The sequence below is a fragment of the Mycoplana sp. 10N416 genome (assembly GCF_056394765.1).
In genome coordinates this window covers 1-25,152 of sequence record NZ_JBFTIM010000021.1, presented here as the reverse complement: position 1 = coordinate 25,152, position 25,152 = coordinate 1, and the positions used below count along the sequence as shown (strand labels likewise).

General features: G+C 57.6%; 22 protein-coding genes and 1 pseudogene. 13 read left to right on the top strand and 10 right to left on the bottom strand.

Features of this window, described 5'->3' with window-relative positions; genetic code table 11:
- Positions 1-258: 258 nt before the first annotated feature.
- From AC1DDS_RS23895 to AC1DDS_RS23865, 7 genes are all read right to left on the bottom strand, one after another.
- On the bottom strand, positions 259-717 hold the full coding sequence (locus AC1DDS_RS23895; RefSeq protein ID WP_477481135.1) for a lipocalin-like domain-containing protein: 459 nt from the start codon (positions 715-717) through the stop codon (positions 259-261).
- Entirely contained in the window at positions 710-2,035 is a 1,326-nt protein-coding gene (locus AC1DDS_RS23890) for an aspartate aminotransferase family protein (RefSeq protein WP_477481134.1), read from the bottom strand. Before AC1DDS_RS23890 ends, AC1DDS_RS23895 begins: the two co-directional genes overlap by 8 nt.
- Positions 2,032-3,423, bottom strand: coding sequence for an amidase (locus AC1DDS_RS23885; RefSeq protein ID WP_477481133.1), 1,392 nt, complete (start codon positions 3,421-3,423; stop codon positions 2,032-2,034). The genes AC1DDS_RS23890 and AC1DDS_RS23885 overlap by 4 nt, the downstream gene beginning before the upstream one ends.
- Positions 3,424-3,704: 281 nt before the next feature.
- The gene (locus AC1DDS_RS23880; protein ID WP_477481132.1) at positions 3,705-4,544 is read right to left on the bottom strand and encodes an ABC transporter permease; all 840 of its coding nucleotides are present in this window, start codon (positions 4,542-4,544) and stop codon (positions 3,705-3,707) included.
- Between the two features lie 22 nt (positions 4,545-4,566).
- Positions 4,567-5,820, bottom strand: coding sequence for an ABC transporter permease (locus AC1DDS_RS23875; protein ID WP_477481131.1), 1,254 nt, complete (start codon positions 5,818-5,820; stop codon positions 4,567-4,569).
- 58 nt (positions 5,821-5,878) lie between these two features.
- A complete protein-coding gene (locus tag AC1DDS_RS23870; protein WP_477481130.1) occupies positions 5,879-6,940 on the bottom strand; it encodes an ABC transporter substrate-binding protein in 1,062 nt (353 codons plus the stop codon).
- 34 nt (positions 6,941-6,974) lie between these two features.
- Positions 6,975-8,072 carry an ABC transporter ATP-binding protein gene (locus AC1DDS_RS23865; protein WP_477481129.1) on the bottom strand — a complete coding sequence of 366 codons (1,098 nt, stop codon included), beginning with the start codon at positions 8,070-8,072 and terminating at the stop codon, positions 6,975-6,977.
- Between the two features lie 352 nt (positions 8,073-8,424).
- Here AC1DDS_RS23865 and AC1DDS_RS23860 point away from each other — a divergent pair, with 352 nt between their 5' ends.
- The 6 genes and pseudogenes from AC1DDS_RS23860 to zwf all read left to right on the top strand — a co-directional run bounded on the left by AC1DDS_RS23860 (position 8,425) and on the right by zwf (position 14,109).
- Positions 8,425-8,610, top strand: coding sequence for a sigma factor (locus AC1DDS_RS23860; RefSeq protein ID WP_477481128.1), 186 nt, complete (start codon positions 8,425-8,427; stop codon positions 8,608-8,610).
- Positions 8,610-9,596 (top strand): annotated as a pseudogene (locus tag AC1DDS_RS23855) (tetratricopeptide repeat protein); the annotation flags it as partial. The gene AC1DDS_RS23860 and the pseudogene AC1DDS_RS23855, both read left to right, overlap by 1 nt.
- Before the next feature lie 453 nt (positions 9,597-10,049).
- Positions 10,050-10,424 (top strand): ATP-binding cassette domain-containing protein, encoded by a 375-nt coding sequence (locus tag AC1DDS_RS23850; protein ID WP_477481127.1) that lies wholly within the window; start codon positions 10,050-10,052, stop codon positions 10,422-10,424.
- Positions 10,425-10,839: 415 nt separating this feature from the next.
- The gene (locus AC1DDS_RS23845; RefSeq protein ID WP_477481126.1) at positions 10,840-11,436 is read left to right on the top strand and encodes a histidine phosphatase family protein; all 597 of its coding nucleotides are present in this window, start codon (positions 10,840-10,842) and stop codon (positions 11,434-11,436) included.
- A gap of 225 nt (positions 11,437-11,661) precedes the next feature.
- A complete protein-coding gene (gnd, locus tag AC1DDS_RS23840) occupies positions 11,662-12,684 on the top strand; it encodes a phosphogluconate dehydrogenase (NAD(+)-dependent, decarboxylating) (protein ID WP_477481125.1) in 1,023 nt (340 codons plus the stop codon).
- 18 nt (positions 12,685-12,702) lie between these two features.
- Positions 12,703-14,109 (top strand): glucose-6-phosphate dehydrogenase, encoded by a 1,407-nt coding sequence (zwf, locus tag AC1DDS_RS23835; protein ID WP_477481124.1) that lies wholly within the window; start codon positions 12,703-12,705, stop codon positions 14,107-14,109.
- 944 nt (positions 14,110-15,053) lie between these two features.
- Here the strand turns inward: zwf and AC1DDS_RS23830 are convergent.
- Genes AC1DDS_RS23830 through AC1DDS_RS23820 form a run of 3 tightly spaced genes read right to left on the bottom strand, consistent with a single transcriptional unit; the run spans position 15,054 to position 17,465 of the window.
- Positions 15,054-15,350, bottom strand: coding sequence for a cytochrome c (locus AC1DDS_RS23830; RefSeq protein ID WP_477481123.1), 297 nt, complete (start codon positions 15,348-15,350; stop codon positions 15,054-15,056).
- Between the two features lie 10 nt (positions 15,351-15,360).
- Positions 15,361-16,656, bottom strand: a complete 1,296-nt coding sequence (locus AC1DDS_RS23825) for a molybdopterin-dependent oxidoreductase (protein WP_477481122.1) — start codon at positions 16,654-16,656, stop codon at positions 15,361-15,363.
- Entirely contained in the window at positions 16,539-17,465 is a 927-nt protein-coding gene (locus AC1DDS_RS23820) for a LysR family transcriptional regulator (protein ID WP_477481121.1), read from the bottom strand. The genes AC1DDS_RS23825 and AC1DDS_RS23820 overlap by 118 nt, the downstream gene beginning before the upstream one ends.
- 163 nt (positions 17,466-17,628) lie before the next feature.
- Between AC1DDS_RS23820 and lysA the strand changes: the two genes are divergently transcribed.
- The 7 genes from lysA to AC1DDS_RS23785 all read left to right on the top strand — a co-directional run bounded on the left by lysA (position 17,629) and on the right by AC1DDS_RS23785 (position 25,139).
- A complete protein-coding gene (gene lysA, locus AC1DDS_RS23815) occupies positions 17,629-18,990 on the top strand; it encodes a diaminopimelate decarboxylase (RefSeq protein ID WP_477481120.1) in 1,362 nt (453 codons plus the stop codon).
- Between the two features lie 94 nt (positions 18,991-19,084).
- On the top strand, positions 19,085-20,671 hold the full coding sequence (locus AC1DDS_RS23810; RefSeq protein WP_477481119.1) for an ABC transporter substrate-binding protein: 1,587 nt from the start codon (positions 19,085-19,087) through the stop codon (positions 20,669-20,671).
- Between the two features lie 114 nt (positions 20,672-20,785).
- Positions 20,786-21,724, top strand: coding sequence for an ABC transporter permease (locus AC1DDS_RS23805; RefSeq protein ID WP_477481118.1), 939 nt, complete (start codon positions 20,786-20,788; stop codon positions 21,722-21,724).
- Complete coding sequence (locus tag AC1DDS_RS23800; protein WP_477481117.1) at positions 21,721-22,611, top strand: ABC transporter permease; 891 nt, start codon at positions 21,721-21,723, stop codon at positions 22,609-22,611. Before AC1DDS_RS23805 ends, AC1DDS_RS23800 begins: the two co-directional genes overlap by 4 nt.
- An 11-nt stretch (positions 22,612-22,622) precedes the next feature.
- Positions 22,623-23,621: an ABC transporter ATP-binding protein gene (locus AC1DDS_RS23795; protein ID WP_477481116.1), complete on the top strand. Its 999-nt coding sequence runs from the start codon at positions 22,623-22,625 to the stop codon at positions 23,619-23,621.
- Positions 23,618-24,592 carry an ABC transporter ATP-binding protein gene (locus tag AC1DDS_RS23790; protein WP_477481115.1) on the top strand — a complete coding sequence of 325 codons (975 nt, stop codon included), beginning with the start codon at positions 23,618-23,620 and terminating at the stop codon, positions 24,590-24,592. The genes AC1DDS_RS23795 and AC1DDS_RS23790 overlap by 4 nt, the downstream gene beginning before the upstream one ends.
- 34 nt (positions 24,593-24,626) lie before the next feature.
- On the top strand, positions 24,627-25,139 hold the full coding sequence (locus tag AC1DDS_RS23785; RefSeq protein ID WP_477481114.1) for a L,D-transpeptidase family protein: 513 nt from the start codon (positions 24,627-24,629) through the stop codon (positions 25,137-25,139).
- Positions 25,140-25,152 lie beyond the last annotated feature (13 nt).

Here is a 25,152-nt window from a genome sequence, read left to right as displayed (position 1 = left end):
AGAGGATGCTTGGCGATATCTCAAGACATAGCCGAGGATGCGCGATCGGCTATTTGACTGATGATACCGGCTACTCGTATTGCGGTGTCCTAAGGCTCTGCCATACCCGCCACTGCTACAATCTGACTGCCAGCTAGCGAAACCCTCCGCTTGCCGAACTCAATAAGCAAGGGTTGCTGTCCAGGTAGCAATCGAGGAGCTTGATGTGCCCTTGCTATGAGGATGGGCAAAGGCCGCAGTGGCTAATTCTAACCACGGTCAGTTTGGTACCTTTTCCCACACAAGCTTATAGACTTGCATTCGTCCCTCGCGCGAAAGTGGGACAGTCGTCAGATGGATTCGATCGCCGACAATTTCATAGTGGCGTGTCTGAGTACTACCGACCTCGTTGGGAAAAGCAGAAACATCCACGTGATGCACGATACGGTCTTCGTAGAGGTCATACTTGCCAGCATAAGCAATGAACGTCGCATACGCTTGGGCCCTCTCACTTACATTTGCGCACAGCCGATCACCATTGAGTGAGGGCCGCTCTCCATAAGCAATAACAACCGCCATTCTACCGTCTGCGAGGTAGTGAATGAAACCGCTTGGGGATCTGCCGTAGGGTGCACTATTTGTCGGCTCGCCATCCTCAAATGCAACTACCGAAATCAGCCTCCATGTGCCTACTAGTAGCGCTTTTCTATCAAGCGAAGTCCTGTCATCGTTACCCATAAAAACTTACCCCTTTCGATAGACTAGAAAGGATATCCAAAATTTCTTCAAATTTTGAAGAAAGATCAAACATATCCGCATCTGAAATAGGTATTGATAGATTAATCATTCCCCTTCTTGCAATATATTTTCCTTTCATAAGTAATTCTAAATGCAATACCGATTTTGCATTTGGACCAAGATTTTCCTCTATGTCGTCAATGTTAAATATTTCGTTGCGGCAGAAATGAACGTTCATGATCGACCCGGTACCTGTAACTTGCACGGGAAGTTGCGACGCTGTGGCGATCGCGTTTAATCGATCCCTAAGCTGGTCACCCCGGTCGTTCAGCGCAACAGCCCGATCAGCAGTCCAAACCCGGGACATGGCCGCAAATCCTGCGGCCATCGTAATGGCGTTGTTATTGAATGTGCCAGCATGGGAAACCGAGTGAGGCGTGTTAGGATTATAGATCTCCATAATTTCTTCGCCGCCTCCGAAAGCACCAAAGCTCGCACCTCCACCAATGTATTTTCCTAGCGTTGTCATATCGGGCACTATGCCAAATGTCTGCTGAAGCCCCCCTGGAGAAAGCCGCGACGTCATCACTTCGTCAAAAATCAGAAGAATTCGATTCTCGGAGCATGCTTGCCTAAGACCTTCCAAGAATACTCTAGTTCCTGGAATGCACCCGGCGGCACCTTGAAGTGGTTCAACAAGAATGCACGCTAGGTCGTCTTTGTGTTCTTCGATGAGTGCGAGGGCGTCGTCGAGGTCATTGTACTTTCCAAGGATAGTAGGAAACGGCACGTTTTGCGGAGCATTTCCATCTTTGAAAACCAGAACGCCGCCGTGGTAGCCACCTTTGAAAGCCATCACCTTAGATCGCTTTGTAAAGATTCTGGCCGTGGTAACGGCCATCAAATTTGCCTCGGTTCCAGAATTGCAGAAGCGAATTCTGTCCAAGGACTTGAATCTGGCACAAAGAAGCTCTGCCAGATTCGCTTCGTTTTGGATGTGCCCGCCGTGTGCCCAACCATTTTCAAGTACCTCAGCAATGGCGGACCGAATAATTTGGTCCGAATGCCCAAAAATACCGGCCGTATACTCTCCTAGAAAATCCGTATATTTATAGCCGTCTATATCAATGAGGCTGCTCCCATAACTTTTTTCTATAACAATAGGAAACGGCTTAAAGAATAATACTGTTCTAGAATTTCCACCTGGTAAAAATTGACTTGCATGTTCTATGTATTCTCTGCTCTTGGGGCGCTCTTCGGAGTAACGCCGTTCAGCTCTAATCAACAATTCATCGATGGACGATAGGTCTGGCTTCATTGGGAACCCTCATTGTTCTGTGCTGTTGTCATGGCTGGTCGGATCGACCGCCACGCAGCTTCCTTTTCATACGCATGGGCGACACGGAGTACCGTGTGTTCGTCAAATGGCTTGCCAGCGATTTGCATTGCTAATGGTAGCCCTTCAGGAGAGAAGCCACAGCAAATCGATATTGCTGGACCGCCGGAAACGGTAAACGGAGAAGAAAGCAGCGGTCTTTCGTAAGAAAGAAAAGGGCTTACACCTTCAATGGTTGGAGCCTCTCCTGGTGTAATAGCGGTAACCAAGACATCAACTGTGTCAAACGCAGCAGCCAAGCCTGCGCACAAGGTCCGTCTACGGCGCTGGGCCTGCAGGTAATCGGCCGGGGTAAAAAGGCCTCCCAGTGAAATTCGCTCTCGAAAATATGATCCAAGCGAACCTGATCGCTCCGCCAACAGGTTTTGATGCTCAGCAAACCCTTCAATCAGCATGATAACTAGTGCGACTGCCGAGTATTCTTCCAGTGGGCTTAACCGGACATCGATGACATTGGCTCCCAACTCCTCCAAGACTCGACGCGCCTCTTCAAGCGCCGCCCAAGTATGTTGGGATACAACATTGTCCACTTCATAAAAGTGCCTGACAAGGCCGACCTTAACACCGGCTAGGCCTCGCGTGAGCGCGCCCGCATAGCTCGGGACCGGCAATCTACATATGGAGCTAGCCGCCACCATTGGCTGCAACAGCAGTGCGCAGTCTTCAGCCGTCCAGGCCATCGGCCCCGCTGTATCGAGCGAATTCGCCAGCGGAATCATTCCTCGCCGACTAACAAGTCCGTATGTCGGCTTAAGGCCAGCTACTCCGCAATAGGCTGCAGGAAACCGTATTGAACCAGCTGTATCCGATCCAATCCCTCCAGGAACAAGGCCGGCGGCTATCGCGGATCCCGTGCCGCTACTGGATCCCCCAGTTATCCTTGAAGGATCCCAAGGATTTCGCGCAGGCGGCCATGGGAGATCAAACGATGGGCCTCCAAGGGCTAACTCATACATTGCGAGTTTGCCAAGGATCACTGCTCCAGCCTCTCGTAGACAGCTGGCAACGACACTGTCTTCTGAGGGAAATCTGTCTCGATATGCTTGGGAATGTCCCGTTGTAGGTGTTCCTAGGACGTCAAAATTGTCCTTTAACGCCAGCGGTATGCCGTGTAGAGGACTACGTATATTGCCGGCAGAAACTTCGATGTCCGCGGCCTTTGCCGCCATTCTAGCACTTTCTCCAAAAACCGAGACGAAAGCACTGAGAGTCGGATTGTGAGCAACAATCCGCCAGAGGCTCTCTTCGACAAGCTCAAGGCACGATATCTTGCGTTGAGCTAAAAGTAGCGAGGCTTCCGCAATCGTCATACAGAAAGACATTACTATGTAGCCTTAGTTGAAAACGTCCGAGGGATCGAATACAGCAGCCGCCTCTGTTCCCGTTTCGTCGGTCCGCCATAGGATTTGATTGAGCGATTCTACAAATCGGCAATCCTGCAGCAATTTCCGCCGAGTCTGGCAATCAAGCCTCATCCCTGTTCGCATCAGCATTGCATCAAAGACATCTGGAGTTATCAGGGCGCCACGCAATTTTATGTCCTCGCAGTGATGGGTCGGAACAGTCGTGTCAATTTGAGTCTGTTAGGAATTCAGCTCGACAGAATTCCTCCTGAATTCTGTGACGACGCGATACCGGCTCGCTTTTGCAAGTATCCGGCAACAACTATGAAGATTGCTGAGATCAGGGTTAGTAGCAGGGACAGCGCGACAATTGAGGGTGTCAGCTGGTTTCGTAGATCACTAAACAACTGCCGCGGAACAGTTATCTGTCCTGGGCCGGTAAGAAATAGCGCTATCACAACTTCGTCAAACGACGTTACGAAAGCGAATACCGAACCAGCAAGTACACCAGGCGAAATTATTGGCAATGCTACGGTACAGAATGCACGCATAGGCGAAGCACCGAGGCTTGATGCTGCTCTTATCAGTACTGGATTAAAACCCTTCAACGTCGCTGTTACTGTAATAAAAACCATCGGAACTGCAATTACAGTATGACCAACTATAACAGAGTACAAATTACCAATCATTCCAATACTGGAAAACGAAAAATAGCAAGCGAGTGCCACGATGACGACAGGGACAAGCGCTGGCGCCATTATCACTGCCATGATTAGCGGTTTCATTTTGAACTTTGCAAGGCTAAGTCCATAAGCTGCCGAAGTTCCGAGGATTGTGGCCAAGATTGTCACAGCTACTGCGACTATAAAGCTATTCTTCAACGCCAGCAGCCAAGGATAAGCTACAAAAATGGCGGAAAACCATTTTAATGATACCCCTTGAAGAGGATAGCTCAGCCCATCTCCAGCATTGAACGCCAACGGTGCGACGACAGCAATTGGGGCAACCAGGAACGTGAATCCGAGCCAACCAGCGATTTTGGCCAATCCAGCAGGGAAGGTAATTCGACCAATTAAAGACCTAAGCATCAGTTCTATCCCAATCTATGCGCTACGTACGCGAACGAGCTAGTTGAGCCAGCAAGGCTAGCGTTAACGACACGCAAATCAGCAGGAGGATTGCCAAAGCGCTGGCCATTCCCCAATTCGCACGGCCAATGGCAAAGTCGGCGATCAGAGAGCTTAGCATTTGATCTTTTGGGCCACCGACAAGTGCAGGTGTGATATAGAATCCATTGGCCAGCACGAAGACCAGCAACGCGCCAGCAGTTACACCTGGAGCTGTTTGTGGTAGATAAATCGAAAGGAAAGCTCTAGTGGGAGTGGCGCCAAGAGAGACCGCGGCGCGCATGTAACTTGGGTCTATTGACTTCATAACGCTGTACAGCGGCAGAACGAAAAAAGGCAACAAAACGTGAGTCATAGCTAGATAGACTCCGACTCTGTTAAAGATTAACTGGACGGGTTGATCAATTAAACCGAGTGCGACCATCGCAGAATTAAGGATCCCCTCTTTCTGAAGCAGGATCACCCAAGCAGCTGTCCGCACTAACAACGAGGTCCAAAAAGATAGCAGAATTAGGGAGAGCAAGAATTTCTGGCGGCGCGATTTTGATGAAGCCATCAAGTGCGCCATCGGATACCCGGTGAAAACGCAAATAATTGTGACAGAAAGGCTGATCCAGAGAGTTCGCAGCAAGTAGTCAAGGTAGACCCTTCTATCAGGCGGTACCCAGCCCACAGAGGCATCTGACTTTCGTTCGAGGTCGACAACGGCCAACATTCGGGACAGGGTTACCGGAGAGCTCGCATCCTTGAGACCGCGCCAAAACTTTAGATCTGCCCAACGCTCATCTATCGCCTGCATTTCTGCAGGCCCGATTCTTTCTAAATCCCGCGGCAACGCCGCAGCCGTGACGAGTATGAGGCTGCGAAACCCGCCCACCTTGAGATTGAGGCGGGATGCAAGTTCGTTCAGACGATTGTTGCCTTTCGCCTCCTCAAGGTCGGCAGCCAAGCTTTCAATGGCCGTGGAAGGCAAGGCGGCGCTACCATCCCATGCACCCAACGCAGTGGCTGTTCGGACTAGCCCACTGCTTGCTTCGTGATTGTCAAATGCTCGCCACAGCATCTTTCCCATTGGATACAAAAATGAGAGCGCGAGAAAAAGCAAAAGTGGGCTTACTATTGCAATAGATCGCCACGACCTCAGCCGCGCATGGTCATATAGCACACCTCTCGTAACTACCTTCAGGCATTTTGCCGTAAATGCCTGCTTTGTACATTGAGTTGCTAGCTTGTCCATGCGCGGCGACCTTTGTAAACGTCTATTGCTCTCTATTATAAAGCCGTAATACTATTTATTACTGCGAGTTCACCCATGAATTCCACCGTTCTGATAGTTCGTCACCGTGGTCTAGCCAGAAAGCCATAGCCTCGTCCCCGCCGGCAAAAAGCCCTCTCGACATTTTGTCCCCTACCGGCAAATTGGGCAGATCAGCTTCCGGGATGTAGCGAGAAGCCGCAAGGCTAGGCACTCCGTATCCAACCAAGCTCGCAATTTCAGCCTGTCGCTGTGGATCTGTGTAGTACTTTAAGAATTCGTAGGCCGCGTCTGCGTGTTCGGCCTTGGCGAGGATCACCCACAGATCCATGTCATATGTGAAGCGATCCCACACAGCCGCGATCGGCTGATGTCCCTTTACAGCCGCATGTACGCGTCCGTTGTAGGCAATCGACATCACGACGTCGCCGGACTCCAACCATTGAATTGGTTGCGCGCCAGCTTCCCAGAATTGAAGGTGCGACTTGATCTTCTCAAGCTTGCCAAAAGCACGGTCAACGCCATCTGAAGTAGCCAAGGTCCTATAGACGTCTTGAGGCGCTACGCCGTCGGCCATTAGCGCCAGCTCCAAGTTGTACTTCGGACCTTTCCGCATACCTCGCTTACCGGGCCAGGCATCGACATTCCAAAAGTCAGCTAACTTTGTGGGCGCTATGCCGATAGTTTCTACATTGTAAGCGATTACGTGGCTCGCAATGACCGCGCCAAGACCACAGCTACTTGCCGCGCCAGGAACCATTGTGGAAGGGTCAGCAATCTTTGACCAGTCAAGCTTCAGGAATACGCCTTCCTCGCACCCACGGTATAACTCCGTTGTCTCCACTTGGACCAAATCCCAATTATAGGCTCCGGTCGATCGCATCGCGTCGAATTGCGCCCAGCCACCAAGATAGGTGTCCTCAAGGAACGGTATATTGTTCATCTCGGAGAAGGGCTTGAAGTACACTTTCCGAAAGTTATCCTGATAGGCGCCACCCCATGACGCAATCGTAAAGTCACGGGCACTGGCGCTGGTTGCAGCAAAGGCAACCGCTGCTATCGCGGCTACGCAATTGAGAAGCTTTCGCTTTTTATCGCACATAATGTTCCCCTTTCTCTCGTATATTTCCAAGTTTTTAGTGATTTACGTAGTCTAACGCGCGACAGTGTTCGGCCCGCCACCCAACAGTGATGCAGGCTCCACGCTGTACTGATGCGTCAATCGCCCCTATCGGAAGTTTCGCAAAAAAATCAGATCTTCCACACACCGAAATTCTAATGCGAGCATGGTCACCAAAATATATTAATTCCTGAACTATCCCTTCAAATTTATTTTCTACTTCATCGCCTGGAAAAATAATTACTCGCTCCGGACGAATTGAAACTGACGTTCTTTCTCCATCGCAACAATTCGACATCTCTTTCGAGATTATTCTCTCTCCACGTTCTAGTATTATTACTGATCCGCCCCGATCTGTGCCGCGGACAACTCCATTCAAGCGGTTGTTTTCGCCAATAAAATTGGCGACAAATGAACTTGCCGGTCTTTCATAAATTTCAGTCGACGACCCAATTTGCTGGACACAACCTTCATTAAATACTGCGATGCGACTCGACATGGTTAGCGCTTCGCTTTGATCATGCGTCACGTAGACGACTGTAATTCCCAAATGTTCGTGGATATGCTTAATCTCTATTTGCATTTGCTCACGCAATTGCTTGTCGAGCGCTCCCAATGGCTCGTCCATCAGTACCAATTCGGGCTCAAATACTAGGGCGCGCGCGAGGGCGACACGTTGTTGCTGTCCGCCAGAAAGTCGCGTTGGCAACCGTTCAGCAGCCGCACTTAGCTCGATCATATCCAGCGCGCGGGCTACCCTTCGCTCGATGTCCACCCTTGAAACTCCGCGTTGCTGAAGAGGGTAGGCTATGTTGCGTGCGACACTGAGATGCGGAAAAAGCGCGTAGTTTTGAAATACCACTCCCATGCCGCGCTTATGCGGTGGAACGTTGCGAAGCGAGACATCACGTAAGAAAATCTCGCCTGCTGTTGGATGTTCGAACCCAGCCAGCATCATTAACGTTGTAGTTTTTCCTGACCCAGAAGGTCCCAACAGGGACAGAAATTCTCCACGTTTTATATTCAGGTTAAGGTTCTGAACGACATTGTCGTTCAATGCGTACGACTTGCGTACGTTAGAAAATCTAACCAAACTTAGCTGTCCGCTTTCCACGAAAATTCCCCTAATCTTGCGATTTATTTGTTTTCTCGATCGCAAGTCCCGATTTATCTATACATGTACTTTCCGCACAGGCTCGCGGAGCCATTCCTCTTCTAGACATTTTGCCCGCATCAACCACCGTGTCAACTAAAAAATGAATTGTGGCTCATAATTCGGTTTGCAATGGTTCCTGCTTACGTGATGGGATGATGGCTCACCGAACGTCGGCCAAGTTCGCATTTGTGTCTTCAGCAACATCGAGACCACCTGCCGCGGCTCATCGACATGAGCTGATCCGCGGGGGTGCACCGTGATTGGAACAGAAGCGAACTGTGGCCATTGATCCTCTGCAGGAGCAAGGACAATGAGCAAAGACGGCACTACGTTTCGGCACGACATTATCCCAATGATACCCGCGCTGCGCGCTTTCGCGTTCCGCTTTGTCAATAACGAGGCGGACGCGAGCGATCTGGTGCAGGAGACGCTTCTGAAGGTGCTGGCGCACGAACACGAGGTTCAACCTGGCACAAGTTTACACTCGTGGCTGTAGTGCGCTACGTGCTTGAAGGAAGCGTCCGCAAATCAGGCAACAGGGTGAGGATCACCGCGCAGCTCATCGACGCGACGACTGGCGGGCATCAATGGGCGGAGCGTTTCGATCGCGACCTGACTGATATCTTCGCGGTGCAGGATGACGTCACGCAGCAGATCGTCGGCGCTCTGGAACTCAAGCTAACGTCCGGGGACAAACAGCGGCTCGCGAGCGAGCAGACCCAAAATCTGGAAGCCTATGACTGCTTCCTGCGGGGCCGTGAACACATGTGGCGGCTGACGAGAGAGCAGAACCTTCAGGGCCAGCAATTGCTGCAACGCGCCATCGATCTGGACCCGAAATTCGCCCCGGCCCACGCGTTCCTCGCCGTCACGCACGGGCTGGCCTACGTCAACCAGTGGAGCCAATCGCCGTCGACATCGCTGGAACAGGCGACCGAGGCTGCGACGCGCGCGGTGGCGCTCGATCATCGATATCCGTACGCACATTGGGCGCTGGGCGTCGTCAACTTGTACCTGCGGCGGCTTGACGCGGCCATCCGCGAGGCTGAGTGCGTGATCGCGCTTGCTCCCAATCTTGTCGAGGGCCACGAGAGCCTCGGCAACGCGCTGCATTATGCGGGCAGGTCCGAGGAAGCCCTCACCTGTTTCGAGCGGGCAATGGCCCTGAATCCATATTATCCGGACGTTTTTCTGCACTTCCACGCGCAGGCGATGTTCCAGTTGGGCAGATACGAGGAGGCCGTTGTCTTCCTGAAGCGACGGCTGGTCCGCAATCCAGCCACCGACATCTCACGTGTGTTGCTGGCGGCGAGCTATGGTCACTTGGGTCGCTTCGCGGAGGCGCGCGGGGAGTGGGAGGAAGTGTTTCGGATCAATCCCGACTATTCCCTGGAGCACAGGCGCAAAGTGCTGCCCTACAGCAACCCTGCCGATTTCGAGCGCATTGTCGACGGACTGCGGAAAGCTGGCCTCACTGAGTGATTGTATTGCATCGCCGGCAGTCGCCCCCGCGGCCCGAAAGCAGACGTCGCAGGCGACAGGGCAATTGCGCCCGCTAAGCGAACATAGGACTGCCGCTTCCACGTCGTTATCTTCGACGCTGGTAACCAATAACTACCTGAACCGAAGCCTTGGCTTGGCGGGCAGCAAATCGTGATCGACCCGAGTTCGAAAGCCATGGTGATCCAGTTCAGTTCCGAAAGTGACCCCGAAAGCGTTATGTCTACTCTTTCCTATGCGGTTGCTGTTGCGATAATCAAAGCCCTCAGCGACGCTTATAGAAATCAAAAGCATCGCGGAAGAAATTCGTTCCCGCGGCCATGTTCATCGGAGCGAACTACACCGTAAGAAGGCTGTTGAGATTCAGGTCAATCAGTTTGAAACAAACCTGGGGCGGAGCTTTTCCACTCGCTGTTCGTCCATTTTGAGAACGAAGTGCCAATTCAGGTTACGGATCGTTGGGTCAATCCTAACGGCGGATCCCAGCTTTCCGGTGGCGAGCAACAGATGCTCGCGATTGCACGCGCGCTACTTAGCGGCCCTAAGCTTTTGATGCTGGACGAGCCGGTCGAAGGCCTCGCCCCGATTATTGTCGACGAGATCGTTGAACAAATCAGACAGATCCGAATGAGTGGAGTCCCAATTCTCCTGGTCGAGCAGAACCTTGCTGTTTGCACTGCACTCGCAGACAGGCACTATATCCTTGAACTCGGCCGTATCGTCTATCACGGAACCGGGTCCGAGTTTGCGGCAGCCGAATCTGTCAGAGATCGCTATCTTGGTGTCGGTGCAGCCTCTAACGCTCTGTAGTGTCCGTCAGCGCGTCCAACCCTCCACGCTTATTAGGGGCGCCCTTGCCGCCACAACGCCGCGCGGGGGCGGTCAACCCATTGCAAGCCCCAGCCAGGAGTTTCTTCCTGCGCGCGCACGCGTAGGGGCGGAAGTCGAAGGACATTTCGCGCGAGTTTTTATATTCGGTTGTAACGAAAACATTTTATTTTCAGGAACTTATTAAGTTCAACCTAGATATTATATGCGCATTTTTACTTTTTCAGACCAATGAACCGGCACGTATGTTCGTTGCTTCGGAAGCGTTCCTGGTCTTCATCGCAGTGCTGACAACCTCGACTGAACGGTGTATACCCCGCGTTCAACTTTCCGCATCGTTGGCATGGGCCCGAACCAGGGTGCATAGTGGCTGCCAGAACAGCACTGCGATGAACCAATGATGGAACAGCTCTCATCGATCTACCTGGCCAGGCATGGCGAGACAGCCTGGAGTCTCTCTGGCCAGCACACTGGACTGACCGATCTGCCGCTCACGGAGCGGGGCGCCGAAAACGTCTGCCAACTGCGTGAACGGTTGAGCGGGCTTACGTTTGTGAAAGTCTTCACCAGCCCGCTGCAGCGTGCGGTTCAGACGTGCAACATCGCCGGTTTCGGGTCAGTCGCCGAAGTCGAGCGCGACCTTCTGGAATGGGATTACGGCGCTTATGAAGGGCGCCGCACCGTCGACATCCACAAGGAGAGGCCCGGCTGGCAGCTTTTTCGCGATGGCTGCCCCGGCGGGGAATCGCCTGCGGCTGTCGGCGCGAGGGCGGATCGCCTGCTTGCGCTCATCCGCGCCATCGATGGCGATGTGTTGATGTTTTCCAGCGGCCACTTCCTGCGCGCGCTCACCGCCCGCTGGCTCGGGCTCGCCCCTGCGGCGGGCAGATATTTTCAGTTAAACACGGCATCGGTCAGTATCCTCGGCTTCGAACATGATCGGTCCGATCCGGTGATCCGGCTGTGGAATGAGACCGCGCTGGTACGCAAGTGACCGTTTTGCGCCCCTGTGCGAAGGATTCGACGATCATATCGCCTGCGGTTTCGTGGTAGGATTCGTCCACCAATCGCAGAAAGAACTGGTCCAGCCGAGACCTTGGTGGAAGGTCGGAGCTCCAGGCGATCGATCGAGGAGCCCACACTACAGCACGACAGTTCGATAAATGCGCTTTGGCGCTACCGTCGGCCAGCCTCGATTTAAACAGCGCGAGGAAGTGTCATGCAGCTCGGAATGATCGGACTCGGCCGCATGGGCGCCAATATGGCGCGGCGGTTGCTCAGGAATGGCCATCACTGCGTCGTGTTCGACCAGTCGCGGCAGGCTGTTGAGGGGCTAGCGCAGGACAAGGCGGACGGCGTCGGTTCGCTGGCGGACCTGGTGAAAGCACTGGCCAAACCGCGGGCAGTTTGGCTCATGGTGCCAGCGGCCGTGGTCGACAAGACGATCGCCGATCTCGTGCCGCACCTGGAGCCCGGCGACACACTGATCGACGGCGGCAATTCCTACTATGTGGACGATATAAGGCGGGCAAAGGAGCTCGCCGCGATGCGGATTGATTATGTCGACGTGGGAACCAGCGGCGGCATTTGGGGCCTCGAGCGTGGCTACTGCATGATGATTGGCGGGCCGCAAGCTGCAGTGGAACGCCTCGATCCCGTCTTTAAGACACTGGCACCGGGCCAAGGCGAGATCGTCCGCACGGCCGGACGCGAGACACTCACCGGAACCGCCGAGATGGGCTACCTGCATTGCGGTCCGAGCGGCGCCGGTCACTTCGTCAAGATGGTCCACAACGGCATCGAATACGGGCTGATGGCGGCGTATGCGGAGGGACTGAGCATCCTGCGTGCCGCGGGCGTCGGCACGAAGGAGAGCGAGACAGATGCCGAGACGACGCCGCTGCGGGACCCCGAGCTATATCGCTACAGCCTCAATCTGCCCGATATTACCGAGCTATGGCGGCGCGGCAGCGTGATCGCCTCGTGGCTTCTCGACCTGACGGCGGCGGCGCTCGTCGAAGACCCGGCGCTCGCCAGGTTTGCAGGCCGGGTTTCGGATTCGGGCGAAGGGCGGTGGACCATCAAGGCGGCGATCGACGAGGCGGTACCCGCACCCGTCCTTTCAGCCGCTCTTTACGCGCGCTTCAGTTCGCGCGGAGACGCCGAATTCCAGAACAAGCTCATGTCGGCGATGCGCTACGAGTTTGGCGGTCATCTGGAGAAAGCGGCCGGCAAGGGATGATCGCAAGCGGAGGCCACAATGAGCGGGGCCCAATCCGACGCGCTGGTTTTCTTCGGTGCCACTGGAGACCTGGCGTACAAGAAGATCTTCCCTGCGCTGCAGGCGATGGTGAAGCGAGGCCACCTCGATGTACCGGTGATCGGCGTGGCCAAGTCCGGCTGGAATCTCGACCAGTTTCGGGAACGGGCGCGGGACAGCCTTGAGAAACACGGCGGCCTGGATGCCTCGGCCTTCAGGAAACTGGTCGCGCTGCTTCGTTACGTCGACGGGGATTACGCCGATCCGGAAACGTTCCTTGCGGTCAGAGGGGAACTCGCGGAGGCGGAGCGCCCCGCCCATTACTTGGCAATCCCACCCGCCCTGTTCGGGATGGTCGTCGAGCAGTTGGTAAAGGCGGGATGCACCAACGGCGCGCGCGTCATCATCGAAAAGCCCTTTGGGCGCGATCTTCAGTCAGCCCGCGCGCTGAATGCCATCCTGCTCAAGACCTTCGACGAGACGCGGATATTTCGCATCGACCACTATCTTGGCAAAGGGCCGGTGCACAGCATGCTCCACTTCCGTTTTGCAAACGCCTTCCTTGAGCCATTTTGGAACCGCAACCATATCGAGAGCGTGCAGATTACGATGGCGGAGGACTTTGGTGTCCAGGGGCGCGGCACGTTCTACGATGGAATCGGCACCACCCGCGACGTGGTCCAGAACCACCTGTTTCAGGTGCTGACCAATTTGACCATGGAGCCGCCGGTGCGGACCGACAGCGAATCGGTTCGCGACGAAAAGGTGAAGGTGCTCAAGGCGATCCCTGCTCTCGATGAGAACTCCATCCTGCGGGGACAGTTTCGTGGATACCGGAATGAGCCCGGCGTCGCGGCGAAGTCGACGGTCGAGACGTTTTCCGCGTTGCGGCTCAACATCAATTCCTGGCGCTGGCAGGGGGTGCCGGTCTACATCCGCGCTGGAAAATGTCTGCCGGTGACATGCACCGAGGTGTTCGTCCGCCTGCGACAACCGCCCAGCGTGTACGCTGGGGCCAACCAGATGCCGAACCATGTAAGGTTTCGGATCAGCCCGGATGTCACAATTGCAATCGGCATGATGGTGCTGTCGCCGGAACAGGATCTCGTCGGCCTGCCGGCCGAACTGATTGCCAGCCGGCATCCCCGCGCCGGTGAGATGGATGCGTACGAGCGGGTGCTCGGGGAAGCGATGCTTGGCGATGCGACCCTCTTTGCGCGCGAGGACTACGTGGAGGAAGCCTGGCGAATTGTCGACCCCGTGCTGGCGGCGAATACGCCGCTCTTCGAATACGATGCCGGCACCTGGGGGCCTGAAGATATCCGCGACCTGTCTCCCCCGGGAGGTTGGCACAATCCCACTGTCGCGGACGCGGTTGCGTACGGATCAATACCTCGTAAAAACTGAGATTCTCGCGAACGCTGACCAAATGGCCCACCGCGCCGCGGAGCGCGAAGCTGTTCAACTAACTACTACGGTATGAATGTAGTACGCACCGCACTCGCGACTGCAGTTCGTTGCTGCTGTCGCCACACATCACTCACAGCAGACTTCCCGAACATAAGTGTTTCCCAGCGTGACCATGGAATCGTGAGCGATCAGCCCCTGACGCTTCAAAGCATTCGCGACATCCTTCGCCTCCTGCTCCGCGTAAACGTCTTCAGGGTGACCGCGAACCAGCCATTCGCTGCGAGATGCGCCGCCAGCGGCACCAACGACCGCTTTACGAATGCTTCCGCCTCCGGGAAGGATCTGAAGCTCTTCACCTGTACGAACCGACCATCGCCGGGCTTCACCTCGAATTGGTCGACTCGTCATTGAACTCGAAAGAGCCGCTGACTATGACGAACCTGCTACCACCTTCTGCGACATGCGCCGAATAGGCGAGACGGGCCTCGGAGGGGGCGGAGGCCATCAAAGTGAAGACGGCAATGCCGACAGAAATCAAATTTCTCAGTGAAAACATACGATGAAACCCCAGACATGGCGGTCAATGCATGCTGAGGCTGGGGTTGCAAGCGCCCAGTAAGGTTGGGGATCCATTTTGGATATCAACAGGCCAACTCCAATTGAACAGCAGCTTGGCGCATCTTCCTCGAGCTGACGCAGTCGCTTCATCTCCGTCTCCGACAGACGGCCGCCCCGCCCGGTGTTGCAAAGCCGTTATCGGAGCAGGTCGCTGCAAAAGGGCATCCGAGGCATTCCCGACGTGGATCCTTTTCCAAGGCGGTCGGGAACTGGCCCGGACTTCAGGCGCTATGAACACACGCCAGATTGTCGACTGGATCCGCGCCGGCTGCTCGCGCGAAGAGGGCCGGCAACAACTGCGCCGCGGCGGATGAGCTATTCATTCATTTCTTGCCGTAATTGGCCACAAGATATTCCACAATCTTCTGTTGATCGGCGGCTTCAATCGGCGCCCCAAACGCTTTCACCATTTTGGCAACAGACGCTTGCCACCCCTTCTCGTCCAGGAAGGGAGAATTCATCTCTATATAGTCCAGGCTGTGGCAGGCCGCGCAATTCTCTTCAACGACATCAAGATTGGCGCCCTGTTTCAACTGGAATTCGGGTCCGTCCGCCTTCGCCTCAAAGGACAAAACTGCGAGGGCGCCAGACATCAGAAGGACTTTCGGAGAGACGGACATGGCGGTTTCCTCAAACAACCTTTAATTTAAGCCTCTGCACGACATTATTGTGGTATCCGGCCCCATTGAACAGCAAGGCGTCGACCTGCGTTTGTCCCATCTTGTTGCGGGCGCGAACCATGACTGTGGCCGTGCCCGCCTGCTGTGCGGCGAGCCGATGCGTCCATTGCCGCCAGGCAAATCGGCCAAGGTCTTCGCCCAATTGCGTCGGGGTCCAGCTCTTGCCACCATCGATCGAAATCGCCACTTCAACGATGCCATAGCCACCGTCCCACGCGATGCCCTTCAGATCGATCGGTTGGCCCGCCTTGACCTCTGCCCCCTCCTCCAGATTGGTGATCATCGAATTCACCACCATCTCGGTAATCGGCGTATTGAGGGAATTTAACGGCTCCTGACTGGTAAAGCGCTCGACGATGGGAAAGAGGGATCGCGGGATCCGGTAGGCAGGGTTTATCCAGAACGATTTCAGCGGCTCGGTCAGCGCCTGAATCTCCGTCACATGTTTTACCCAGTAGGTGCCAGTCCAGCCGGGCACCACCAGCCTTGCCGGGAATCCATTCCAATGCGGCAAGGCCTCGCCGTTCATCTCGTACGCGATCAACGTGTTTTCTTCCGTCGCCTTCCAGACCGGCAGGCTTTTCAGGAAATCCGGCGTCTCGTCGTGAACCGGGCCGTCGGCACCGTTAAAGGCAATCTCGATCGCGCCCTCGGCAAGTCCGGCCTTGTCGAGCAGGTCCTTCAGGCGAACGCCGGCCCATCTGGCATTGCCCATTGCACCGGAGCCCCATTGGACGCCCGGCACATGCGGTTCTGAAAAGCCGCGGCGATTTCCCGAACATTGGCAAACGGCGGCGACCTCGATCCGCTCAAAGGCGTTCCTGAGCTCGTCAAGCGTGAATTCGACCTGCTGTCCGGCTGCCGGACCACCGACCGCGAGCTTCCACGACGCCGTGTCCACATCCGGAATGTCGGACAGGTGATAGCGGACGAAGAAGGCACTATTGGGCGTAAACGCTTCGTTGAAGTAATGGATCGGAGTCTCGAAGTTGGGCGGTCGGATCGTCTTCCTGATGAGAGGAACCTTGTCGGGTAGCGCCTCGAGCGCCTGTGTGGCGATGGTCCCCTCAGGAAGAGCTTCCGCGGCGACGCCGAGCTTCGTTAGGAGGCCGAAACCGCCACCTAGAATCAAGGCGGTCGCTCCGCCTTGGAGGACTTGGTTGCCCGCATCTCGTTGGCGACTTCCTTTAGAACCGTTGTGAATTTTTCCGCAACCGTTGAACCAGCCTTTCGGGCCGGACGCCACACGGCAAGCGTATAGGGCACGCCGACGTTGAACCTTCTAAGAACCACACCCTTGCCCATATAGTTCGCGGCGGTCAGCGGATTGATAATCGACACGCCTACCCCGGCCGAGACCATGGAGCAGACGCTCGCCGCAGTCGTCGTTTCGACGGCGTAACTGCGTGAAACACCTGCCGCRAAGAAAATATCATCCAGCTTTCTTCTGTACGGATCGTCCTGTGAAAAATAGACGAATGGTACGCCGTCAAAATCGGCCGGTTCCACGATTCTCTTGTTCGAAAGTGAATGGCCAACCGGCAAGACGCAAACCAGGTCTCCAACCTCGATGCGTTCGGAGATCACCCCCTGATATTCGAACCGTCCCTCGGTGACGCCGACATCGAACACGGTCGTCGCCATTTCGTGCTGCAATGACAGCTCCTCCAGGGAATGCAGGGAAAGATGAATCGCCGGGCGCTGTTTCAACAGCCGTTGCGCCACGCGAGGAATGATGGCCTCGGCATAGGCGGGGATGGTGGCGACCCGGCAGTTCGCGGCATTGTGCGTCCGGATCGCCGACGCGGCGCGGCCGATTTCCTCCATGCCGACGAAAGCCCGGCGCACGACCTCGTGCARGAGCAGCGCCTGATTGGTTGGCGTCAGGCGCTTGCCGAAGCGCACGAAGAGCTCGAAACCGATCCGCTGCTCCATGTCCCGCAACTCGCGGCTGATCGTCGGCTGCGACGTCCCCAACGCCGCGGCCGCCGCGGTCATGCTCTTGTTGAYCATGATGGCGTTGAAGATTTCCAGTTGGCGCTGATTGAGCCGCATGGTTCAGCCTCCATCATTTCTTCACTCGATAACCGTCGCATCCATATCAAAYCCGAATAAGACCGCCGAAGCAATTATTTCCCWYGCACTRGAAGCTCTGGAATCCTGCTGGAAGTGCAGTGCCAATATTCGTGATGGGCCAATGACAAACCATGCGGAAACGATGAAACGTCACAGCAATGAKCGGACGTGGCTCGGCTATCGGGCGGGCAGCCTGCATGTCGAGGATGTCTGTCTGAGCGCGGTCGCCCATGCTGTGCCGACGCCGTTCTATTGCTATTCCACCGACGCCATCCGCGCCGCSTACGGGCACCTGGCGGCCGCCGTCGGCCCCATCGGGGTTTCGATCTGTTTCGCGGTCAAGGCCAACAGCAACATCTCCGTGCTGCGCCTGCTCGGCGAACTCGGCTGCGGCATGGATATCGTATCCGGCGGAGAACTGGAGCGCGCGCTCGCCGCAGGCGTACCCGCATCGAGGATCATCTTTTCCGGCGTCGGAAAGACCCGCGCCGAAATCGCCCGCGCCCTCGAGGTGGGCATCCACCAGATCAACGTCGAATCGCCGGCGGAAATTACGGCCGTCGCCGAGGTTGCCCGCGCCCTTGACAAGCGCGCGCCCATCGCAATCCGCGTCAACCCGGACGTCGACGCGAAGACGCACGCGAAGATCACCACGGCAACGAAGGAAAGCAAGTTCGGGATCGCGATCGGCGACGTGGCCGACATCTACGCCGAGGCCGCAGCGATGCCGGAGCTCGAGGCGCTGGGCGTCGCCGTCCACATCGGATCGCAAATCCAGGACATGGCGCCGTTCCGGCGTGCATTCACGGCGATGGCCGACCTGGTGACGTCCATGCGCGACCGAGGCCTCGTCGTCCCGCGCCTCGATCTCGGTGGCGGCATCGGTATCGCCGCCGACGGCAGCGCTGGTCCGGACATCGCCGAGTATGCCGGGATCATCGCCGACACTGTCGGCCATCTTGGCTGCGAGCTGACAGTGGAGCCGGGCCGGTGGCTGGTCGGCCGGGCGGGCATGCTGGTGACGGAACTGCTTTACCTGAAGGACATGCAAGATGGCCGCATGGGCATCCTGGACGCAGGCATGAACGACCTGATGCGTCCGGCGCTCTACGACGCGCACCACCCCGTTCTCCCCCTCCGCAAGCCGCGCACCGGCGAGACGGCCCCCGCCTATAGTCTCGTCGGCCCGATCTGCGAGAGCTCCGACAAGTTCGGATCCTTCGAAGGGCTTGGCAAACTCAGCGCGGGCGACCTGCTCGCCTTTGACTGCGCTGGCGCCTATGGCGCGTCGATGGCGTCGACATACAACTCCCGCGATCTCGTGGCGGAGGTCCTTGTGGAGGGCAACCGCTTCAGAACGATCCGCCGCAGGCAGGATATCACCGAGATGCTGGACCTCGAGCAGGCGGGTCCATGGCAGATCCCTGGCCCGGTGGGGGGAGCAATGGCCGAACCGGTGCCGGAGGAGGCACTTGGGACGCCGATGGCGATCGGCACAAGCTGAACCGGACACTGGTCCGGCAACGAAACAGCCGGGAAAGCGCGTCGCGATACTCGCGCCGACCCGGATGGGGAACTAAAGAAGAAGGGAAGGAAAAATGCTCAATAAGGTGAAATTCCTGATGGCGACGGGGCTTGTGACGCTTGCCCTGGCCTCCAACGGCCTTGCGGCCGACCACGTCTTGCGGATCGCCTACCAGGAGGATCCGAAGACCGTCGATGTGCAGATGACGCAGGATTTCTATACCCTGCCGCTGAACGTCTATGACCGCCTCGTGGAAGCCGAAACGAGCGGTCCCGGCCAGACGCAGCTGGTGCCCGGCCTCGCCGAGCGCTGGGAAGTCTCCGACGACGGCAAGACCTACACGTTCCATCTGCGCCAGGGCGTGCTCTTCCACAATGGCGAGGAGTTGACGGCCGACGACGTGGTCTACACCTTCGACCGCATGCTCGACCCCAAGACCAAGGCCCTGAGCACCGACATCCTCAACTTCGTCGATGGCGCGACCGAGCGCCTGGAAGGAACAGCGACGTCGGTTCCCGGCCTGCAGGCAGTCGACAAGTACACCGTCAAGGTTGTCCTGAAGGAACCCTACGCAGCCTTCATCGCACTCCTCGCCAGCCCGGGCGCCTCGATCTACAACCGGAAATTCACGGAACCGCTCGGCGACAAGTACGGTCTGACGCCTGAGACGACCAACGGCACCGGCCCCTTCATCCTGAAGGAATACAACCTCAACGACAATCAGATCCTCGAGGCCAACGAAAAGTACTTCAAGGGCCGTCCGAAGCTTGACGGGATCAATATCCGCGTCGTCGCGGACCCCGAGACGCTGCGGCTTCTGTTCGAATCGGGTGAACTGGACGTCTTCGACATCGACTACGCCCCGACGCAGCTGCCCTACTTCACCGGCAGCGACCAGTGGAAGGACCAGGTGCGCGCCGGCCCCCGCGTCGGCATGTACTATTACCACATCAACCAGGCGCTGAAGCCGTTCGACGATGTTCGCGTCCGCAAGGCGTTCCAGATGGCCATCAACCGCGACGAAATTCTCCAGAAGAATTTCTACGGCAAGGGAGCGATCGAGAACGGCGTCATCCCCCGCGGCATCAGCTGCTACACGGCGGCCACGCCGATCGAACACAACCCGGCAAAGGCAAAGCAGCTTCTGGCCGAGGCGGGCTATCCCAACGGCGTGGATATCAACCTCACGCAGGTCAGCAGCTGGTCGTCGAAATGGTCCGACATGAACCAGATCATCCAGGCGCAGATCAAGGAAGCCGGCTTCAACGCCCAGATCAAGACGATGGACGAGTCTGCCTACTTTGCCAGCCGCAAGGCCGGCACCGTTGACAACTACACGCAGAACTGGTCTGCGGACTTCAACGATCCGGATAACTTCTTCTATACGTTCTTCAGCAAGAGCGGCACGGCGGTTCGCGGCTACAACAACAACGACGAGGAGGTCTTCGCCGCGCTCGACAAGGCGCGCTCGATGACCAATGCCGAGGAGCGTTGCGCGCTCTACCAGAAGATGACCGACCGGATCGTGCAGGAGGACGCAGCCTGGGTACCGCTGTTCAGCCTCGACCACGCCTATGTCGTCCAGCCGCGGGTGAAGAACTTCGTGGTGCCGTGGAACGGCTGGAGCGACATGAGCTACTACAAGATGGAAGTCGAATAAGGCGTTCTGACGTGGCGGGCGTTGTTCCTCAACGCCCGCCATTCGTCCCTTCCATGGTAGGATCAGCCTCCCTGCGCCCTCATCACCGCTAGGCCCAATGAAAGACCCCTTTCGATGCTGACTTTCGTGATAAAGCGCATCGTGATCTCGATCCCTGTTCTGATCGGCATCACGGCGCTGCTCTTCGTCATGCTCAACGTGATCCCCGGCGACCCGATCGCGCTGATGATGAAGGAACATGCCAGCGCCGACGTCATCGAACGCGTCCGTGCCCAGATGCATCTCGATGATCCGCTCATCACCCGGTATTTCAGGTTCCTGTTCGCAGCCCTCCAGGGCGATCTCGGTGTGTCGATCAAGCTCAATCGCGATGTGACGACGCTGATCCTCAACGCCTTCCCCAACACGCTCATCCTCACGGTCTGCGCCGCACTCGTTTCCTGGGTGATCGGCATCCCCGTCGGCGTGCTGTCGGCGGTGCGGCGCGACACGCTGGTTGACCATCTCTTCATGGGGTTCTCGCTCGTGGGCGTCTCCATGCCGATCTTCTGGTCGGCGCTGCTGATGCAGTATGTCTTCGCCCTGAAGCTGAAATGGCTGCCCGTATCGGGTTTCTACGGCTACCAGTACGTGATCATGCCGGCCATCGTGCTCGGTTGGAGCTCGGCGGGGGTCATCGCCCGTCTCACCCGTTCCAGCCTTCTGGAAGTGATGCGCCACGACTACATCCGCACCGCGCGCGCCAAGGGTCTTCGCGAGCTTCTGGTGATCCGCCGGCACGCGCTCAAGAACGCGCTCATCCCCGTCGTCACCATCATGGCGATCCAGGTCGCGGGGCTTCTGTCCGGCGCGGTCATCACCGAGGCGATCTTCGGCATCCCCGGAGTGGGCCGCATCTCGGTCAACGCCATTCAGGCGCGCGACATGCCCCTGCTGCAGGGCTCGGTACTCTTCGCCACCGTGCTCGTCATCCTGGGCAATCTCGTCGCCGATATTCTCTATTCCGTCCTCGACCCCCGCATTCGCAATGAGATGAAGGGAGGCTCGAAATGACACAGCTCATCGATACCAGCGAAAACCTGATCGACGATGCCGGCAACGACAGCTTCCTGCGCGATGGCATCAGGATCTTTGCCAGGAACCGCATGGCCATGGCCGGACTGATCCTGGTCGGCCTTCTGGTCTTCGTGGCGCTTTTCATTCCGTTCCTGAGCCCTCACGACCCCTACCGCGTGGCCATGGACGAACAGTTCCTGCCACCCTCCTCCACCTTCTGGCTGGGAACCGATAACTTTGGCCGGGACCTTCTGACCCGCATCCTCTACGGCGCGCGGATTTCCCTGGTTGTCGGCATCGTCCCGAGCTTCATCTCGCTGATGATCGGGGCCGTCATGGGCATCATCAGCGGCTATTTCGGCGGTCGGACCGACTTCATCATCATGCGGCTCGCCGATGTGATGATCGCCTTCCCGTCGTTGCTGCTGGCAATGGTGGTGATGTACACGCTGGGCGCGAACCTCTTCAACATTTTCATCGCCTTGAGCCTCGTCGGCTGGGCCGGTGTCGCGCGGGTCGTTCGCGCCCAGACGCTCGCCATCAAGGAAAAGGAGTTCATCGAGGCCGCGCGCGCGAACGGCACGAAGAAGACCACGATCATGATCGGCCACCTCTTCCCCAATGTCGTCCCGACCTTGATCGTGCTATTTTCGCTCAGCATTCCCGAGGCGATCATGTGGGAATCGAGCCTCAGCTTTCTCGGCGTCGGCGTCCAGCCGCCGGAGGCGAGCTGGGGTCTGCTGGTGGCGAAGGGCAAGGAATACATATTCTCGGCCCCGCTGGTCGCCATCATGCCGGGCGTGGCGATCCTGATCGCGGTGCTGGCTTTCAATTTTGTCGGCGACGGGCTGCGCGACGCGCTCGACCCCTACATGAAAGATTGAGGGGCGTGGCAATGTCAGATCAGACAAACCTGCTGAGCGTGCGCAACCTTCGCACGGAATTCAAGACGCAGAACGGGCCTGTCCGGATCGTCGACGACGTTTCGTTCGACGTCGGCCGCGGCCGGATCGTCGGCCTGGTCGGCGAGTCCGGCTCGGGCAAGAGCATGACGGCGCTGTCACTGATGGGGCTCGTCCCCTCTCCGCCGGGAACCGTGAGCGCCGACAGCGTCGTGCTCAACGGCACCGACCTGGCGCGGCTGGACAGCGACGAAATGCGGCGCCGGCGCGGCCGCGAGGTCGCCATGGTGTTCCAGGAGCCGATGACATCGCTGAACCCGGTGAAGACCATGGTCCAGCAGGTCGGCGAGCCGCTCGCCATCCACTCCGATCTTGGCAAGCGCGCCATCCGCGAGAAAGTTTTGCGCATGTTCGAGACCGTCGGCATTCCGGAGCCGGCGGCGCGCCTCGACGTCTACCCGCATCAGCTGTCGGGCGGGCTGCGACAGCGGGCGATGATCGCCATGGGGCTGATCTGCGAGCCGAAGCTCCTGATCGCAGACGAGCCGACGACGGCCCTCGACGTGACGACCCAGGCACAGATCCTGCGGCTGATGATGGCGCTGCGCGACCGGGTCGGCACCGCGATCATCATGATCACCCACGACCTCGGCATCATCGCCGAGATGTGCGACGAGGTGAACGTCATGTATGCCGGCCAGATCGTCGAACAGGCCAATGTCTTCGACCTATTTGATCGGCCTTCCCATCCCTATACGAGGGGACTGCTCGCATCGATCCCGAAGGCGACGGAGAAGCGCACGACAGAGCGCCTGAACAGCATTCCGGGCGTGGTGCCCAACCTTGCGAAGCTCTCTACGGGCTGTCGTTTCCATCCACGCTGTGCCGACGCGATGCCGATCTGCAAGCTGAAACAGCCCGAACTGACCGATCTCGGCAATGGCCACAAGGCCCGCTGCTGGCTGCACGACAAACAGGGAGCAAGCGTGTGAGCGAAGTCCTCATTTCCACCGAGGGGCTGAGCAAGCACTACCCCGTCGGCTCCGGTTTCTTCCGCTCGCAGCGCCGGGTGGTGCGCGCCGTGGACGGCATCGATCTCGAAATCCGCGAGAGGGAGACCTTCGCGCTGGTGGGCGAGTCGGGCTGCGGCAAGACAACGTTGGGCCGCGTGATCCTGCGTCTCATCGAACGGACCGATGGCACCGTGCGCTATCGCGGCCAGGACCTTCATGAACTCGACGAATCGGCGATGCGGGCGTTGCGTAAGAAGCTGCAGATCGTCTTCCAGGATCCGTACGCCTCGCTGAACCCGCGCATGCGCGTCAAGGACATCCTGGCGGAGCCGCTGCGCGCCCACGGCTTCGGGACCGCGGCCGAGATCGAGGAACGCTGCGGCGAGTTGCTCGACATGGTCGGCCTGCGCCGCCAGCTCTTGCGCCGCTATCCCCACCAGTTCAGCGGCGGGCAGCGGCAGCGCATCGGCATTGCCCGCGCGCTTGCCAACAGCCCGGAATTCGTCGTCTGCGACGAGGCCGTCTCCGCACTCGACGTCTCGATCCAGGCACAGGTCCTCAACCTCCTGCGTGACCTGCAGGAGCAGTTGAAGCTGACCTACCTGTTCATCACCCACGATCTGAGCGTCGTGCGCCAGTTCGCCGATCGAGTGGGGGTGATGTTCCTCGGGCGGATGGTGGAGGTCGGGACGACCGAGGATATTTTCTCCAACCCCCGACATCCCTATACGATGTTCCTGATTTCGGCCGTCCCGCGCCCCGATCCGCATCAGAGGAACCGCGAAAGGCCGATGCTGGTCGGCGACATACCGAGCCCGATGAACCTGCCGTCCGGATGCCGCTTTCACACGCGTTGCCCGTTCGCGCAGGCGATCTGTCGGAGCGAGGAACCGGCGCTGTCCGACAGCGGCGGCCGGGCGGTCGCATGCCATTTCCCCCTGAATCAATGATCGGGGCGTTTCACTTCAAGGAAGGAGCTTGGGCTTGGATCTAATCGTATCTCGTAACGGCGATGGCTGGCAGGCCGCCTATGGAGACAAGCGCTGGCGCTGCGCCGTCGGCCGCGGCGGCATACAYGTCGAGAAGGTCGAGGGCGACGGGGTCAGCCCGGTCGGGCGTTGGCCGATCCGTCAGCTTTTCTATCGTCCCGACCGGCTGCCCAGGCCGGCCTCGCCCTTTCCCTCACGTGCCATCGACCGCCTGGACGGCTGGTGCGACGACCCTTCGCATCCGGACTACAATCGCCATSTAAAGCTGCCCTTCGCCGCGAGCCACGAAGAACTCTGGATGGAAGACGATGTCTATGACGTCGTCGTCGTCTTGGGGCACAACGACGATCCGCCGGTCGCAGGTGCGGGCAGTGCGATCTTCCTGCATATCGCCCGGCCCGACTACACGCCCACGGCGGGCTGCGCTGCGCTCTCGCGCGAGGATCTCTTGGCTTTCCTGGCGCTGGCCGAGCCCTCCACCCACCTCGTCTTTTCCGACGCAGCCTGACGAAAGTCGCGCG